The sequence below is a fragment of the Eubacterium sp. An11 genome (assembly GCF_002161065.1).
GTDB classification, from domain to species: domain Bacteria; phylum Bacillota; class Clostridia; order Lachnospirales; family Lachnospiraceae; genus Anaerobutyricum; species Anaerobutyricum faecale.
In genome coordinates this window covers 37,489-53,506 of the sequence record NZ_NFLV01000015.1, presented here as the reverse complement: position 1 = coordinate 53,506, position 16,018 = coordinate 37,489, and the positions used below count along the sequence as shown (strand labels likewise).

The 16,018-nt window shown below is 48.4% G+C and carries 9 protein-coding genes; 3 read left to right on the top strand and 6 right to left on the bottom strand.

The genetic code is table 11. The features are described from left to right. The first annotated feature begins 116 nt into the window (after nucleotides 1-116). Together B5E53_RS11985 and B5E53_RS11980 are read left to right on the top strand one after the other, a co-directional pair. Nucleotides 117-1,544: an undecaprenyl-phosphate glucose phosphotransferase gene (locus B5E53_RS11985; protein ID WP_087315384.1), complete on the top strand. Its 1,428-nt coding sequence runs from the start codon at nucleotides 117-119 to the stop codon at nucleotides 1,542-1,544. A gap of 88 nt (nucleotides 1,545-1,632) precedes the next feature. Next, nucleotides 1,633-2,952 carry an LCP family protein gene (locus B5E53_RS11980; protein ID WP_087315348.1) on the top strand — a complete coding sequence of 440 codons (1,320 nt, stop codon included), beginning with the start codon at nucleotides 1,633-1,635 and terminating at the stop codon, nucleotides 2,950-2,952. Nucleotides 2,953-3,137: 185 nt separating this feature from the next. Here the strand turns inward: B5E53_RS11980 and B5E53_RS11975 are convergent, their stop codons facing one another. Continuing rightward, complete coding sequence (locus B5E53_RS11975) at nucleotides 3,138-7,073, bottom strand: hypothetical protein (protein ID WP_140401490.1); 3,936 nt, start codon at nucleotides 7,071-7,073, stop codon at nucleotides 3,138-3,140. Between the two features lie 285 nt (nucleotides 7,074-7,358). On the opposite strand from B5E53_RS11975, the gene B5E53_RS11970 reads away from it, so the two are divergent. Continuing rightward, nucleotides 7,359-8,252, top strand: coding sequence for a PHP domain-containing protein (locus B5E53_RS11970; protein WP_162611904.1), 894 nt, complete (start codon nucleotides 7,359-7,361; stop codon nucleotides 8,250-8,252). Nucleotides 8,253-8,410: 158 nt separating this feature from the next. On the opposite strand, the gene mnmA is transcribed toward B5E53_RS11970, so the two are convergent. The 5 genes from mnmA to B5E53_RS11945 all read right to left on the bottom strand — a co-directional run bounded on the left by mnmA (nucleotide 8,411) and on the right by B5E53_RS11945 (nucleotide 15,889). Beyond that, the gene (mnmA, locus tag B5E53_RS11965; protein WP_087315340.1) at nucleotides 8,411-9,475 is read right to left on the bottom strand and encodes a tRNA 2-thiouridine(34) synthase MnmA; all 1,065 of its coding nucleotides are present in this window, start codon (nucleotides 9,473-9,475) and stop codon (nucleotides 8,411-8,413) included. Beyond that, the gene (pduB, locus tag B5E53_RS11960; RefSeq protein ID WP_087315338.1) at nucleotides 9,475-10,257 is read right to left on the bottom strand and encodes a propanediol utilization microcompartment protein PduB; all 783 of its coding nucleotides are present in this window, start codon (nucleotides 10,255-10,257) and stop codon (nucleotides 9,475-9,477) included. The genes mnmA and pduB overlap by 1 nt, the downstream gene beginning before the upstream one ends. Before the next feature lie 151 nt (nucleotides 10,258-10,408). Next, nucleotides 10,409-11,497: a helix-turn-helix transcriptional regulator gene (locus tag B5E53_RS11955; protein ID WP_087315336.1), complete on the bottom strand. Its 1,089-nt coding sequence runs from the start codon at nucleotides 11,495-11,497 to the stop codon at nucleotides 10,409-10,411. Nucleotides 11,498-11,699: 202 nt separating this feature from the next. Further along, entirely contained in the window at nucleotides 11,700-13,970 is a 2,271-nt protein-coding gene (locus B5E53_RS11950; protein WP_087315333.1) for an alpha-amylase family glycosyl hydrolase, read from the bottom strand. Then, nucleotides 13,967-15,889 (bottom strand): diguanylate cyclase, encoded by a 1,923-nt coding sequence (locus tag B5E53_RS11945; protein WP_162611903.1) that lies wholly within the window; start codon nucleotides 15,887-15,889, stop codon nucleotides 13,967-13,969. Before B5E53_RS11945 ends, B5E53_RS11950 begins: the two co-directional genes overlap by 4 nt. Nucleotides 15,890-16,018 lie beyond the last annotated feature (129 nt).

Sequence of the window (16,018 nt, the reverse complement as noted above, 5' to 3'; positions counted from 1 at the left end):
AATTATCCCAGTGTAAATTGCTGTTAATTTCCCGCAAATTATTATATAATAAGGAAAGGAAACCAGTCACTTTTTGTTTTAAGCCGGCATATGTCCGGATCAGTAAGGGTAACATTATGATTAAAGAGAATCAAAAGTACTTTAACCGGCTTCACGTGGTCATTGATGCCGTAGTTATTTATTGTTCGTTCTGTTTCAGCTATTACATCCGCTTTAAGAATCCATTTACAAAATATTTGTTTGGATTGTTTCTGCCTCCGGTATCTTTTTACCGGCAGTTGTGGCAGTACCAGGGCATGCTTATTGTTCTCGTTCTGGCTTATCTTATTTTATATGCCAAATTTAATCTTTACAAGCCCAAACGCTACCAGAATCAGTCAGCGGAATACAAGAATCTGATCAAGGCCAATACCTGCGGCATCCTGTTTCTGTTCATTTACATTTTCTTTATGAAAATAGAACATGTGCCGAGAAGCCTGATCGCCACCTTCTATATTGTCAGCATGGCTGCCACTCTGCTGGAACGCTTCCTCATCAAAAGTTTCCTGCAGAGAGCCCGCCGGAGCGGTCACAATCTGAAACATATCATCATCATCGGTTTCAGCGCCGCGGCGGAGGCATATATCGACCGGATCAAGGCGAATCCGCAATGGGGCTACATGATACACGGCATTTTTGACGATAACCTCAATGAGAACTTTCAGTACAAAAACATCTTCTGCATCGGCAAGATCAGGGATCTGGAAAAGTACCTGCAGAATACGGCCATGGATGAAGTGGCTATCACACTGAGTCTGAAAGAATACTACAAGCTGGAAGACATTGTTAATATGTGTGAAAAATCCGGCGTTCATACCAAGTTTGTTCCGGATTACTATAAGTTCATCACCACCAATCCGGTCACCGAAGATCTGAACGGGCTTCCCGTCATCAACATAAGAAATGTGCCACTGACCAACACGGTCAACAAGTTTATCAAGAGAGCCATTGACATCGTCGGTTCCCTGGTATGTATCGTTATCTTCTCTCCGGTCATGCTGGTGGTCGCTATTCTGGTGAAGAAAAGCTCGCCGGGACCAATCATTTTCTGTCAGGAACGAGTGGGACTCCACAATAAACCTTTTAAAATGTACAAGTTCCGCTCCATGGGCGTACAGCCTCCTTCCAAAGAAAAGACGGCCTGGACTACCCACAATGATCCCCGGGTTACTCCGGTGGGACGGATCATCCGGAAGACCAGCATCGATGAACTTCCACAGCTTTTTAATGTCATCAAAGGCGATATGAGTCTCATCGGCCCGAGACCGGAGCGCCCGCTTTTTGTAGAAAAGTTCAAAGAAGAAATTCCGAGATACATGATCAAACATCAGGTTCGTCCGGGTATGACCGGCTGGGCGCAGGTCTGCGGTTTCCGCGGCGACACATCCATCGAAGGCCGGATTGAACATGATATTTTCTATATTGAGAACTGGACACTGTCCTTCGACATTAAGATTCTGTTTCTCACAGTATTTAAAGGATTTGTAAACAAAAACGCATATTAATATATCGGCACGCTCCCCATTCTGTTTAACCAGGAAAGGGGAACGTGCCAATATATTAGTCAGACATCACAGAAAAGAGAGGTGCATCATGCAATCATCCTCATCCAATAAACACAGCAAAAAACGTTCCAAAAGCTCACTGAGTTACCGTTCCGCTCAGAACGCCTCATACCGGCAGTTGGACGACGGACACAAAAAGAAAACACGGGCCGACTCTCGGGAAGAAACTTCCTCTCAGACAGGTACCGGCGCCCGGTCCCGGCGGCAGGAATCCGGCACACGGTCACAGGAAGCGTTCCGCAGCCAGCCGGAGAACCGTTCCGGCAGTTCCGGCACTGTTTCTTCCGGAAGCAGTACCAGCAGAAATGGCAGCCGTTCTTCCGGTCCCAAAAAGAAACGGGGGTGTCTCGGCAGGATACTTCTGCCGCTCATCCTTCTGATTCTGATCATTGTTGTCCTGTTCTTTTTATTTCTTCGCTCCTCCTTCGGGCGGATCCAGAAATATGACCTGAACATGGACGATATCGTTGTCAATGATAAGGACAGCAACATGGACGATTATCAGACCATCGCTCTGTTTGGCGTGGACAATCAGGATAACGAGATCAAGGACGTAGGTTCCCGGACAGACAGCATTATCATTGCCAGCATCAATAAATCTACCAAGGCTGTCAAACTGATGTCCATTTACCGAGACACTTACGTTAGCATTGACGGCGACTATGACAAGATTAATGCGGCCTACGCCTACGGCGGTCCGGAACAGGCCATCAACACCATCAACAGGAACCTGGATTTGAATATCACTGACTTCGCCACCGTGAATTTTAAAGCTCTGGCCGACGCTGTGGACATCGTAGGCGGCATTGAACTCACCATCAAGAGTGAGAAAGAGCTGGATAACCTCAACGATTATATCGGAAATATGAACAAGATCAACGGAGGCGATTCTCCGAAATTTGAAAAAACCGGTACTTATACTTTCGACGGCAATCAGGCCGTTGCCTATTCCCGTATCCGCTACATGGAAGGCGGAGATCATGAGAGAGCCAATCATCAGCGGCTTGTGGTGGAAGGCATCGTGAAAAAGGTAAAACAACAGCCATGGAAATTAAAAGCTCTGGCCGACACGGTGATCCCGCAGTGTAAGACCAGCCTGTCCACGGGAGATATGACTTCCCTTGCCATGGGCCTTCTCCGCTACAGCATCGTAGATTCCCAGGCCTATCCTTTTGATTCTGTGGATGAACGTTACGGCGGCATTTACTATGGATTCCCGCTGACAGTTTACTCCAACACAGTCAAAGCCCATGAATATCTCTATGGAACAAAAGACTACGAACCAACAGAGGAACTGGGACGCATCAGTGATAAGGTGGAAGCCGTCACTGACGATCTGGGATATTAGACGGGCATCTTTTTCTTGTCGGGCAGATAACGAACCCCATCAAAAAACTGCCGCAGGTATACCGGCTGTACTGAATATCATGTACTCTTTTTGTACAGCCCGCATATGCCTGCGGCAGTTTCTTATGTTATCATTTTTTCAATTCTGTCTTTGATGCACACATCCATTCAATTCTGTCTTTCTGTTTACTCTTCAAAATAATTGAATTTCGGTGTTCCCTGAATCTGACAGGACGCCCGCAGAGGACGGCGGTTTCTGTGAAGGAGGACATTGATCAACAATGTATCGCCCTCTTCTACCATTTCCTGGATATCCTCTTCCGTGATCTCCACGGAATCTTCTGTGATCATATCTGCATACTGCAGTTCCATATAGACATCACACATATTTCCCAGCAGCGCATGGAATTCACTCTCTTCACTGCTCATTTCCGTCTCGCTTTCCGCCTGGGCGTATCCATAAGACATGATGATCGGAATGCCCAGCTCACCGGCCAGTCTCCGGATACCTTCCATCAGAGGTTTGATATCCTCAGAATCTTCCACAGAAAGAATATTCTCAATATTATCAATGAATACCACCGGTTTATGGACGCCGTCTCTTACAATAGAACGAATCAGTTCAGCCAGGACATCCCCCGCGGAAGCTTCCTCCATGGACTCCGTATATTCTGATACCACTTCCTGATCCAGGATATACAGATGCTCGCTGATTCTTCCCCGGTACCAGTTAAGCTCATCTTTCAGTGATTCCAGATCTGCTCCGTTTTCTCCTGTCATGATGGACATAACAGAAACTGCCTTGTCCAGATCCCCCTGATGGATCTCATAACTCAGCCTTGAAATGGTATCCACCATCAGATCATACCGGGACAGTTCCGTGGAAATGTACAGAACATCCACGCCGCTTTCCGCCGCCCGGTCAGCCATCTGCTGCATAAAGCTGTTCTTTAAATACTGCGGGTCGGAATCAATAAAATATGTTCCCTTATGCAGACCGTACCGCAGCATGGCATCCAGCTTCTTAAAACCGGTACTTAACTTCCGGTTCTCCTGCGTATCTGCAATGTACCGCTCAAACTGATCCATGAAGCTGGCGGAATTCTTCAGGACAAAAGGATGACGGAGAGAGACCTGATATTCTTTCTCTTCCACCGGTCTGTCCTCCTGCATCCAGGTATCCGGTTTCTGATCGGTCTGTGTCTTTGTGCCGCCGTTTTTCTTTTCTCTTCTCTTCACAACTTTCTTTCTGGAAGAGGTTCCTGATTTCTTCACGGAAGCCTTCTTTCTGTCTGCTCCCGGGACCGGCACTGTATCTTCCACTTCCACTTCGGAAATGACATCTTCGTCCATGTCCTCCGGCGCACTCTGTGCTGCCTGATCTATCTGATCTGCGCCAAAAGCTCTGGATTCTGCCTGATCTGCTCCGGACACCGTATTTTCTTCTGTCTGGCCTGCTCCGGACACTGTATTTTCTTCTGTCTGGTCTGCTCCGGACGCCACATCTTCTTCTGCCTGATCTGCTTCTTCGGACGCCGCATTTTCTTCGTCCACAGAAACAGCATCCGATTCCGCATCTTCTTTATCAGGATCCGGAACCCCGGCCTCCTCTTCGGGAGCTTCATCAATGTCTCCCAGGAAATCTTCATCCATGGCAAGCTCCAGTTCTTTTTCCAGCAGATCCTCATCAAAGTCATCCAGATCCAGATTGTCATCGTCCCCGTCCAAGGCTGATACCGATGCTTTCTTTTTCTTTCCTGTTTCCTGTTCTTTCAGCCATGCGTCCAGCTCCGCTTCTGAACCGGCCAGTTCCAGAAGCAGCATCCGTTTAGCCCTCTCATAAACTTCGCCTTCCAGTCCGAGACTGTTCAGATTGGCGATAGCCTCATCAATCTCTGCCTGGGTATGCTCTCCGAGAACCAATTCGTCCGGATCCACATACTCAAACTCTTCCTCCGGCTCCTTCTGAGCTGCTCCGGCATCCGCCTTTTCCCCGGTCTCTGCGGATTCTTCAGCTACCGGCTCCTCCATACCGCTTTCTTCCGGGCCATCCTCTTTTGTCTCCGCCAACGGATTCTCTGCCTCAGACTCTTCCGGAACTTCTTCTCCTGCCTCAGATTTTTCTTCATCTGTTACAGATTTATCCTCGTCCGCTTCAGATTGCTTTTCGTCTGCCGGATGACTGCCTTTTTCGTCACTCTGCTCTGCCTCTTCACTCTGGCTGAGCATTTCCTGTGCAGGAACAGGCTCACTGACGGCTGGTTCCTCTTCAGGTACGCTGGCCTTTATAGATTCCCTTCTTTCCTGCTGTCCTGTCTGTGTATCGGCAGACTCTGCCGCTTCCGCTCTTGCTTTTGCTTCCCGGGCCTTCTCCTGTGCCTCTTTTGCCAGCTCCACTGCGGACACGCCTTCTTTGATTTCCTTTGGTTCCGGTTTTGCCGCTTTCTGTGCAGCCCTGGCCAGCTCTACCGCTGACAGTCCCCGTGGTTCCTCCGTCTCTGCATCGTGACCTTCGGCATGACTGGCGGAAGAGGCAGCATGTTCTTCGTCAGAAACAGCATGTTCTCCTCTGGCTGATGCGGCGGCCTGCTGCAGTAAATCTCCCACATCTTCCTGCGGAACAGCGGCTCCGCTGCCGCTCATCATCGCTCTGATATTATTCATGATAAGATCATTGAGACTTTCCATGTCTTCGTTTTCATTTTCTGACAAAATCATATCAGAATTCTCACGGATCACTTCCTGACTCAGCTGACGAAGCATCTCTTCCGTGAGAACCGGCGCTGCAGAAGAAGCTGCAGGTGCAGACTCTCTTTCGTCCGGTAATGCATCTTCTGAAGGAGCCGCCAAAGACTCTTCCTTTTTTGTCGCTGCGGACGCTGCCACGGCTTTTAATTCTTCCGGAATGAATTCCTCCGGCACCTGATCATCCACCTCGTCCGGATTTACACCGTCAGCCAGCTGTTTTTCAATGTAAATCTGACGCTCGATCTCATATTTTTCTTCCGGAGACAAGTCTTCATAATCCTCAAAAGAAACCAGCTCATCGCTGTTTTTCTCCAAATATCTGAGGATTTCCTGCTGATGGAGCGCAAACTTCATCGGGTCCTGTCCCCGTTTCTTTGCTTCTTCCATAAGCCTCTCCGCCTGCTTTTCAATCTCCAGCTTCTCCCGGTCCTCTTCCTGCGAACGGCGGATTGCCTCCGCCGCCAGCTGAGAGGCGGACTTTGTCGCCGGCGCATCGTCCAGCACCTGCGGAATGTACGGCTCTTTTTCATGGGCCTGCTCATCCCTGTCAATGGCATCCTGTGCCAGCTCCCATGCGGAACGCGGCCTGCTCTCCTCCCGGTCTGCCTGGGCCATGCTGCGGATCTGCTCATCCATGGCCTTCTGTTCCTCTTTCAGCCGCTGTTCTTCTTCCCTCTCTTCCTCCAGCATCTCTGTGACAGACTTCTCTCTGCCATACTGAATCTGAGAAGGATCAAAGGGATATTCCACCTGTGGATTCTGCATTCCCATCATTTCCATAAGATTCTTATAGATCAGATCATTGAGCTCCGCGGTCTGCTGCGCATCAAAGGACTGCTCCAACGGAGAGTTGACCTCTTCCTGCGCGCCGCTGTCAGCAGCTGATGGATATTCTTCTGCCGCCCCTGCCGATGTTTCCTGCGCCGGTCTGCTCTCTGTGTCCCGGTGTTCTTCCTCCGGTCCGTTCTCTGGGTTCCGGTTTTCCCCGCCGGTCTCACTCTGCCCGGCTTCCGCATCCGCTCTTGCAGCGTTCTCCTGTTCCATACCTGCACTCTGAGCTGAAGCTCTGTTTCTGCCGCCCATTCTTCCTCTTCTTAAACTTTCTTCTATCATACTTGCCGCAGAAGCTGCCCTCTCGGCATCATCCATTTCTTCAAAGGTTTTTGGCGGAAAGATATCCGGCGCCAGCGTCTCCACAAGCTTCTGTATGGAGTCCACCATCTCCGCCACTTCCTCGGATTCATCGGGACGGCCCAAAATATTCATGGCCATGTCCACAATATCATTCATATCAAAAGGTTCTTCCTCCGTTCCCTCTGTGGCAGAATGCTGTGCTCTGACTACATCCAACAATGCTTTTATAATGTCTTCCATTTCTGTAAAATCCTCCGTCAATCAGTCATTACGTTTCCTGTGTATTGTAACACTTTTGTACCATTATTACAAATGTCGATTCTATTCTTATGGTCATACTGATGAAGTTTCACAATATTTTTTCCCAACAACGGCACTGGTCCTCCTAAAATCGTTGCTTTTTCTCCTTTTTTCTGCCATAATAAAAGGCGGAATACAGCATAAAATATGCTGATACATACCGTTCACCGGCGGCCGGGATATTCCGGCCCGCATCGCTTACTATTCATTTGGAGGAAATATATTTTGAAAACGTACATTGATTTACACATTCATTCCACTGCCTCAGACGGCACTTTCACCCCGGCAGAGATTGTAACCTCCGCCATGGCCGCCGCCGGAAACAAAAAAGATCCGGTAGTTATCGCGCTGACCGATCATGATACTGTTGCCGGCGTCCCGGAATTTATAAAGGAAGCCAAAAAATATAAGGACCGCCTGACGGCCATTCCGGGCGTGGAGATTTCCACCGATTATCACGGCGTGGAGATTCATATTCTTGGATACAACATTGACATCAACAACGCAGCTCTGCTGGAGCGCCTGAAGGTATGCCGCGAGAGCCGCGACGGAAGAAATGAAAAGATCATCCAGAAACTGCAGGAGCAGGGCATTCAGATTACCATGGAAGATATCCGTCCGGCAGATCCCAACGAGACCATCGCCAGACCACATATCGCCAAACAGCTCCTCAAGAAGAAATACGTTTCTTCCGTCAAAGAGGCCTTTGACAAATATCTTGCCGAGGGACGGAGCTGCTACGTGGAGAGGATCATGCCGACTCCGCAGGAGGCCATCTCTCTCATCCAAAACAGCGGCGGTATCGCCGTGCTGGCTCATCTGATGTATTACAAAAAGCTCAACGCAGAGCAGAAGGCCGAACTGACCGCAGAATTAAAAGAAGCCGGACTGGCCGGCATCGAAACTTACTATAACACCTACACGCCTGTTGAAGAAGAATATGTCAAGAGTCTTGCCAAACAGCACGCTCTTCTTCTCACCGGCGGAACCGATTTCCACGGACAGAATAAACCGCACATTTCCCTTTTCAAGGGACAGGGCGAGATGGACATTCCGGAAGACATTTTACCGGAATTTATGGAAGCCATCGGAAAACTCAAGCAGCCGACCGGAAAATAGTCCTGTCTCCGCCTGCGGCGGGTCGCGAAAGCGACATCTTCCTATCCGCCGCAGTGCGATCCTCGCGGAGCGTTTTTTATTTCATAGGAATGCAATTTCCTATGAAATAAGAGAAATGGCAGACACCATTAGATGGTTCCACATGAAAGAGCGCCGCGTTATCCGATAATTCTTCCGCCGCCGGCCACGGCGTCTCCCCGGTAGAGAACTACGGCCTGGCCTTTTGTGATGGCCCTCTGCGGTTCAAGGAAATCGACTTCCACCCTGTTGTCTTCGAGAACCCGGACAGTGGCTTCTTTCTCCGTCTGATGATAACGGATTCTTGCCTTGATGATCTCATCCGGTCCCACCTGCTCGATCCAGTTAAAATGATCTGCCGTCAGATGGCTGTGGAACAGATCCTCGTTGCTCCCGAGAACCACTTCATTCTTCTCCGGCCGGATCTCCACCACATACAGAGACTGAGGCGCGGAAATGCCCAGTCCCCGGCGCTGGCCGATGGTGTAACAGTAATAACCTTTATGGATGCCCAGCACATTTCCTTCCTGATCTACAAAATTACCCGGCGTACTTTTCTGTCCGGTAGTCTCCTCAATAAATCTCCGGTAATCTCCGTCCGGAATAAAACAGATATCCTGACTGTCCTTTTTGCCGGCATTGAAAAACCCCTGCTCCTCTGCCATCCGGCGAATCTCCTCTTTCGTATATTCACCCAGAGGAAAGCAGGTGTGTGCCAGCTGCTCCTGGGTCAGGGAGTACAGTACATAACTCTGGTCTTTGGCCGCATCTTTGCCTTTCAGCAGATGGTATCCTTGTTCATCTTTTGTAATCCGGGCATAGTGACCGGTGACCACCACATCACACTGGAGCTCTCTGGCTTTCTGATGAAGCTGTGTAAACTTCAGATGCCGGTTGCATTCAATGCACGGATTCGGCGTCATGCCACAGCGATAGCTGTCAATGAACGGATCAATGACTTTCTCTTTAAAATCCGCCTTAAAATTAAACACATAATAAGGGATGCCCAGCTTAACCGCCACGCTGCGGGCATCCTCTATATCACTTAAAGAACAGCAGGTCTTCTCCTGATCCATTCCGATATCTTCATTATCGTAGAGCTTCATCGTCACGCCGATGCAGTCGTACCCGGCCTCTTTCATCAAAAAGGCCGCCACGGAAGAATCCACACCGCCGCTCATGGCAATCAAAGCTTTCTTTTTCATTATCGACTCTCCTTCTTCTCATCCTGGCACACCGCCGGAGACATATTTCGTTTCAGATAATCTTCCCCGCATTCTTCAGCAACATGATGGATGGAGATCGGCTCAATGCCCAAAGCCGTGAGCAGTTCACATCCCGTTGCCTTTCCCACGTCCATGGCCTTCTGCACAGCGGCAATATCCCCGGTCACGCCGGCCACAAATTCATTCATCATCAAAAGATTATGGCTGGGCGTTCCGTACCACACGATATCCACCGGCGCCGCCTTCACAGCCCTGTCCACCGCGGCAATTCCCACTCCTGCCGGAGCAGCTCCCACCACGCCGAAAGCTCTGCCCACCGGCGTGCCGAAAATCTCATGAAGAACTTCTCCCGCCCGGGGCGTCACATGGGACTCCATATGTCCAACTTCGTTAATATAAATGCACTGGGACCAGTAATCAATATTACGCAGCGACTCCTCCACCACTTTCCTGGCATCAGAAATGGTCTCCGCGCCGAGAATAAAAAGGCAGCCCTGTCCACACTGCCTTCCGGCGTCAATGGCCATCTCAAACCGAAGCAGTTTCGCATTGCACTCTTTCACCGCATCATCAATGGCAATGGCCTGGGCTACCGTGCCGGTGCGGGAAGAAAGAATTCCCAAAGCACGATATTTCCCGGGAATATCCAAAATCACCCGTATCAATTCATTAACGCTGCCAATCACCAGCCCGATAGTATGAGCGGCCGCTGTTCCTACAAACTGCTCCGCCTCCGGAATCCATTCATTAGTCATCTGCATATTTTGTCCCCCGCTGTCTGTCCTGAATTTGTCGTTTTCCTATTCATGCATATAATTATATTTGCAACATTTTCATTATACCCTACGAAAACAGATGCGTCAATTCATATTCTCTATATAGGAATTATAAACACCTGCGCATGCCTCCCATTTATTTTCTTTTTCTGATCATTGCTGCAGCTGCCAGTACTGCCGCGTAAAAGACGCCGGCAACCGGCCAGACAATCCAGGTTCTGTGCCACCATCCGGACAGAAAGCTGACAGCCAGATAGGCTGCGGTGATGGTACACCAGTACACCGTTGAAAGATGATCGTTGCGTTTACTCTCCATTTTATTCCGGCGGGCGTAATCCCCTTCCTCCAGCAATTTCTGATAGCTTCCGTAAATCATTCCACTCCATACAAACTGAAAAACGCCAATGGCCACCAGGGTCAAAAGTACTGCCACCGCAAACACATATACCACATCCGAAGCATCAAAGGTAACGCCGATGAAAATCGGGATAACACTCAAAATGCAGAGCACTACGCCGGAAGCCACCACTCCTCTGTAACGAGGTTCAAAACTTTCTTTTTTGTTCTCCACCAGTTGCCGAACACCTTTTTCCAGAGAAAGTAATTCCTTTTCCAGATATTCATAGCGGTCCAGTTTCATGCCCTGCAGTATGAAAATCGCCACAGCTCCTGCAATGATAAGAAGAAGAAAGATCGTTCCAATACCTCCTGCCATATCTTCATTCATAAAAATCATCTTCTGCTCTGCCAGTCCACTCAGAATTATCAGGATAACCGGAGAGAAGATGCATGCAGCGATCCCGAAAGCAATCTTTTTCGCCGTCATTTCCACGGTCTCCATATACTTCCCAGCTTCCTCCATGGCCACTTCTTTCACTTTCTCTGTCTCTGAAAAAATTTCCTGCTCTGGCTTTTGTATTTCAGGAAACTCTTCAGAAAGTTTCTCCAAGGCTCTGTTTTCCGCCACATCATTTCTGCTGTTTCTTTCATTTTGTAACGGCATCACGGATTCCGCAAAAGTTTCCTCTTCCGTCTCTTTCAAAAGATAATCCGTACTCACGTTAAAAATCTCACTGAGCTTCAAAATTTTATCCAGATCCGGAACCGATGCTCCGCTTTCCCATTTGGACACAGACTGACGTGAAATCGCCAACTGTGAAGCCAGCTCTTCCTGAGACCATCCTTTTTTCTTTCTCAGACTCATTATTTTTTCTGCCAAACTCATAATAATCCTCCCTGGCTTATTTATAAATCAATACCATACTCTGGTATCTGCGCCCATTGTAGCAGAAAAGCCGGTTGACAACTACCAAGTACCCTTGGAAATGTGTCAACCGGCGGTTGCATCGCGGCAATTTTCCCCACTCTGCGAATTTTGCGCATTGCCGCCTGCCGGCTGTCTGCCGGCCGCTGGCTGTTATCTGAATTTAGAACTCCCGCACTGTAAAAACAGCCACGGATCTTGGCCGCATGATAAAATGACTGTCTATTCTCGTCTCTTCCCCTTCTTTATAACAGTACCGGCCGGTGCCATCACCGTAAGTGTTGACGGACAGATACCAGGATCCTGTGGTCAGGGCCGGAAGAGCGATCTCCACGTCTTCCCAGAACGTATTCAGTACCATGTAGACAATATCGTCTTTTCCTTTCACCTTATCGTAGCCTGCAAAGCTGACCGCGATGGTTTTGGCATCTCCCGGGAGATTGATTTTATTTCCGTTCACGTCGTGGGCGCGCATGGAATCCATACCGCAGACCGCATCCGGAAGATTCCGGCTGATGACCGTATGTTCTTTTCGATAAGCGATCATATATTTAAAGAATTCGAACAGCTCCCTGTTTTTTTCCAGCATGCTCCAGTCCAGCCAGGAGATCTCATTGTCCTGACAATATCCGTTATTGTTGCCGTACTGGGTATTACCGAACTCATCGCCAGCCAGGAACATCGGCGTTCCGCGGCTGCACATCAGTACCGCGCAGGCGTTTCGGATCATCCGGTAGCGAAGCTTCAGCACTTCTTCATTGTCGGTCTCTCCTTCCACTCCGCAGTTCCAGCTTCTGTTATCATCGCTGCCATCGGTGTTATTCCATCCATTGCTCTCATTATGTTTTGTATTGTAGGAATACAGGTCGTACATCGTAAACCCGTCATGACAGGTAAGAAAATTCACGCAGGAATTATATCCGGCATAGTTGCCCTTATAATCTGAGAAAAATCCTCCATACATATCGCCGGAACCGACGATCCTCCACATGGCGTCATTGGCCAGCCAGGCGTCTCCCTTCAAGTAGCTGCGCATGGTATCCCTGTATTTTCCGTTCCACTCTGCCCAGCGCTGATGAGCCGGAAAGCTTCCCACCTGATACATACCGCCGGCGTCCCATGCCTCGGCGATCAGTTTTACATTGCTCAGCACCGGATCGAAGGCCAGACTGCTCAGAAGAGGCGGCATATTCATTGGAGTTCCGTCTTCATTTCTTCCCAGAATACTGGCCAGATCAAAGCGGAAACCGTCAATGCGGTAATTGACCGTCCAGTAACGAAGACATTCCAAGATCATCTGACGCACGATCGGATGATTGCAGTTCAGCGTATTGCCGCAGCCGCTGAAATTATAATAATTTCCATCCGGTGTCAGCATATAGTACACTTTATTGTCAAATCCCTTGAAACAGAAGACCGGTCCCTTCTCATTCCCTTCCGCCGTGTGATTGAACACCACATCCAGGATGACTTCAATGCCGTTTTCATGGAGATCTTTGATAAGTTCCTTCAGTTCCCAGCCCTCATGATTGAGATTATCCGTTGATGCGTAGCTGGTGTTCGGAGCGAAGAAACAGACGGAATTATATCCCCAGTAGTCCAGGAGCTTCTTTCCATCCACTTCCCGGGCATTGGCCAGCTCGTCAAACTCAAAAATCGGCATCAGCTCCACCGCATTGACTCCCAGCTCTTTTAAATAAGGAATCTTCTCCCGCAGTCCGGCAAAAGTTCCCGGATGCTTTACGCCGGAAGACTCATGCTGTGTGAATCCCCGCACATGAAGTTCATAGATGATCAGATCACACAATTCCTGCTTTGACTGCGGCATATCGCCCCAGTCGAAAATATCCTTGACAACCCGGGCGTGGTAAGCACCCACTTTTCCTTTACCCCAGCGTCTCTGACCGGCCACCGCTCTGGCGTACGGATCCAGAAGAATGTTCTTTTTATCAAAAATCATGCCTTTTTCCGGGTCATAAGGTCCGTCCACCCGGTAAGCATACTCAAACTCTTCAATGTCCAGATTAAATACGATCATGGAATATACATCACCAATCTTGTATTCTTCCGGGAACGGCAGTACAGCGAAGGGTTCTTCCTCTCCTTTCCGGAACAATAACAGTTCACAGGCGGTACCCCTGTTGGTGTGTACTGTAAAGTTCACGCCGTTTTGGAGAGGCATGGCGCCGTTGGTATCAAACAATCCCGGGCGTACCGGAAATCCTGCAATCTCGTCGATAGGTTTTACTGCTTCCTGTGATGTCGCAATATACGTATAATTATGTCCTTTCACGTTTTCCTCCTCTTCGTCTCTTATCTCCCTTGCATTTCTCTTTTGTTCACACTCTGTCTTTGTTCCTGTTCCCTGAGCCCCCTGCTTTTCTTCCGGCCGATGCCTGTGCGGAGCTGCCGCTGTTTCCTCACATCTTCTCATAATTCCTGTTTTTCCGCTTCCGAAGGATCATAGAGCTTCACCGATACCTCCGAATCCCTGGTAATCTGTTTTCTTGCTTCGTTGGCGGCGTCTATGGCAAAAGATGCGCTGGAGCAGCCCGGTTCAATGACATAAACACCGGTGCGCAGCCGGATCTTGGCTCCCGGAAACTTCTCTGACTGTATCTGTTCAAATTCTTTATTCATCTGATCAATGATCTCCAGAAAATCACTCCCCTTTTCATAAGGAAGAAGCATCAGAAATTGATCAGAAACCACCCGGGTAAAATATACGCCTTCTTCGTTTTCCATCTTTTCGATGAAATAATTGCTGAACTCCTTCAACAACTGGTCTCCCACACAGTAGCCAAACTTTTGATTAAAGTACTTAAACCCTATGAAATCACTGTAGAGCATCAGGTGCGAGCTGGCGTAATCGCCCACGATCAAATGTTCCGCCTCTATACGGAACCGGGAGAAAGACATCAGTCCCGTCAGGCTATCATACTCTGTCCAGTAGTTTTCCCGGTATGTCTCTCTTTTGCCTTCCAGATTTCTCGCCAGGTGCGCAGAGATAATCTTGGTAACTTCTCCGAGCTCTTTCCGGTTCTGTTTGGACCAGTACCGCTTTTCCCGGCAGACCACATAAGAGATGGCGCCGGTATATTTTCCTTCCAGATACATGGCAGCGTAGAGCACGGTCTTCGCCTCTCCCTGCATCAGAAGAGCTGCGCCCTCCGGCGAGTACATGCCCATATTATCATATTGAAGTACCGTAGTCTGATATTCATCATAGCTTTGAAACAATGTTAAGAAATCATCTTTTGTAAAACTTCCCGGTTCATCCAATACTTCCGGAGCAGAATCTGAAACCCACTGATACTGCTTTCCTGCGTTCTTTTCCTTGATATCCGTGCGGATCACTGTAATCCTGTCCAGCTGAAAACGGTAGCCGATCACTTCCATCAAAAGCTTCATAGCCGCCGAGAAACTGCTGGTTTTCTCAAAAATCTCAAAAGCTGTGGAAATGATATCATTGTGAAGATACCGGATATCGATATTCTGTTTCGTGGAATTATCTTTTTCCAGCAGCTCAAACCTCTGAAGATTATCGCAGAATACGTAACGGTTCCTTCCGTTTTCTTTGGCGCGGTATAATGCCCAGTCGGCGTTTTCAAAGAGCTGGTTATAAGTATAGCCCGACATATTTTCTTTCAGGAAACAGATGCCCACGCTGCAGGTAATCGCATAATCCTTTCCCTCAAAATGAAGATCTCTCACTGCTTTGACCAGCTGCATCCCTTTTTTCACCAGCGTCGCATGGCTGATGTCTTTCAGGAAAATTACAAATTCATCGCCGCCGGCGCGCATGATCACATCCTTTTCATCAAACATCTGGACCAGCAGATGTGCCAGCTCCACCAGCACCTGATCCCCAAAGAGATGCCCGTATATATCATTGGCGTGTTTGAAATAATCCACATCCAGCACCATCATGCCGCAGGTGGCATACGGATCCTTATTCTTCAAATATTCATTGATCAGTTCTTTTCCAAAAAAATGATTATAGAGCGAGGTCAGGGAATCCTTCATGGCCTGCTGTTCCAGCAGCGCCTCCCGGTCTTTCTCTCTGGTAATATCTTTTGCGAGAATGGGAAGACAGACCGACGGATCCGTTCCCTCCATGGGAAGAACCTGAAACAATAATTTCGTCATCTTTTTTCCCATCAGAATACGGACTATGGCCTCTCCTCGTATTTTCCCCTGATAAAAATCTTTTATTATCCATCGGTCTTCCGGATGAACGGAAGAATTATCCTGTAAATATTTCATGTAGTGTGGAATCTCTCTTTCCACTGTCAGCGTGTCATCATAAAATATAAGCCGGTCTTCTTTCATCATATACTCGCAGAATTTCATTCCGCAGCTTTTCAAAATTGCGCTTAAAACTTCTGCATTTCGTTCATATTTATTCCTTTGCATATATCTCACTTCCGATGCCTGGTGTCAATTTATTGCTGTTAATTTCTCATTATTTACATTTTATTA

What these genes read in the sequence shown, in the direction of transcription:
- B5E53_RS11980 (WP_087315348.1), top strand. Translation starts at nt 1,633, where the DNA reads ATGCAATCATCCTCATCCAATAAACACAGCAAAAAACGTTCCAAAAGC.
- mnmA (WP_087315340.1), bottom strand. Translation starts at nt 9,475, where the DNA reads ATGAAAAAGAAAGCTTTGATTGCCATGAGCGGCGGTGTGGATTCTTCC.
- B5E53_RS11975 (WP_140401490.1), bottom strand. Translation starts at nt 7,073, where the DNA reads ATGGAAGACATTATAAAAGCATTGTTGGATGTAGTCAGAGCACAGCAT.
- B5E53_RS11945 (WP_162611903.1), bottom strand. Translation starts at nt 15,889, where the DNA reads ATGAAATTCTGCGAGTATATGATGAAAGAAGACCGGCTTATATTTTAT.
- pduB (WP_087315338.1), bottom strand. Translation starts at nt 10,257, where the DNA reads ATGCAGATGACTAATGAATGGATTCCGGAGGCGGAGCAGTTTGTAGGA.
- B5E53_RS11950 (WP_087315333.1), bottom strand. Translation starts at nt 13,970, where the DNA reads ATGAGAAGATGTGAGGAAACAGCGGCAGCTCCGCACAGGCATCGGCCG.
- B5E53_RS11955 (WP_087315336.1), bottom strand. Translation starts at nt 11,497, where the DNA reads ATGAGTTTGGCAGAAAAAATAATGAGTCTGAGAAAGAAAAAAGGATGG.
- B5E53_RS11985 (WP_087315384.1), top strand. Translation starts at nt 117, where the DNA reads ATGATTAAAGAGAATCAAAAGTACTTTAACCGGCTTCACGTGGTCATT.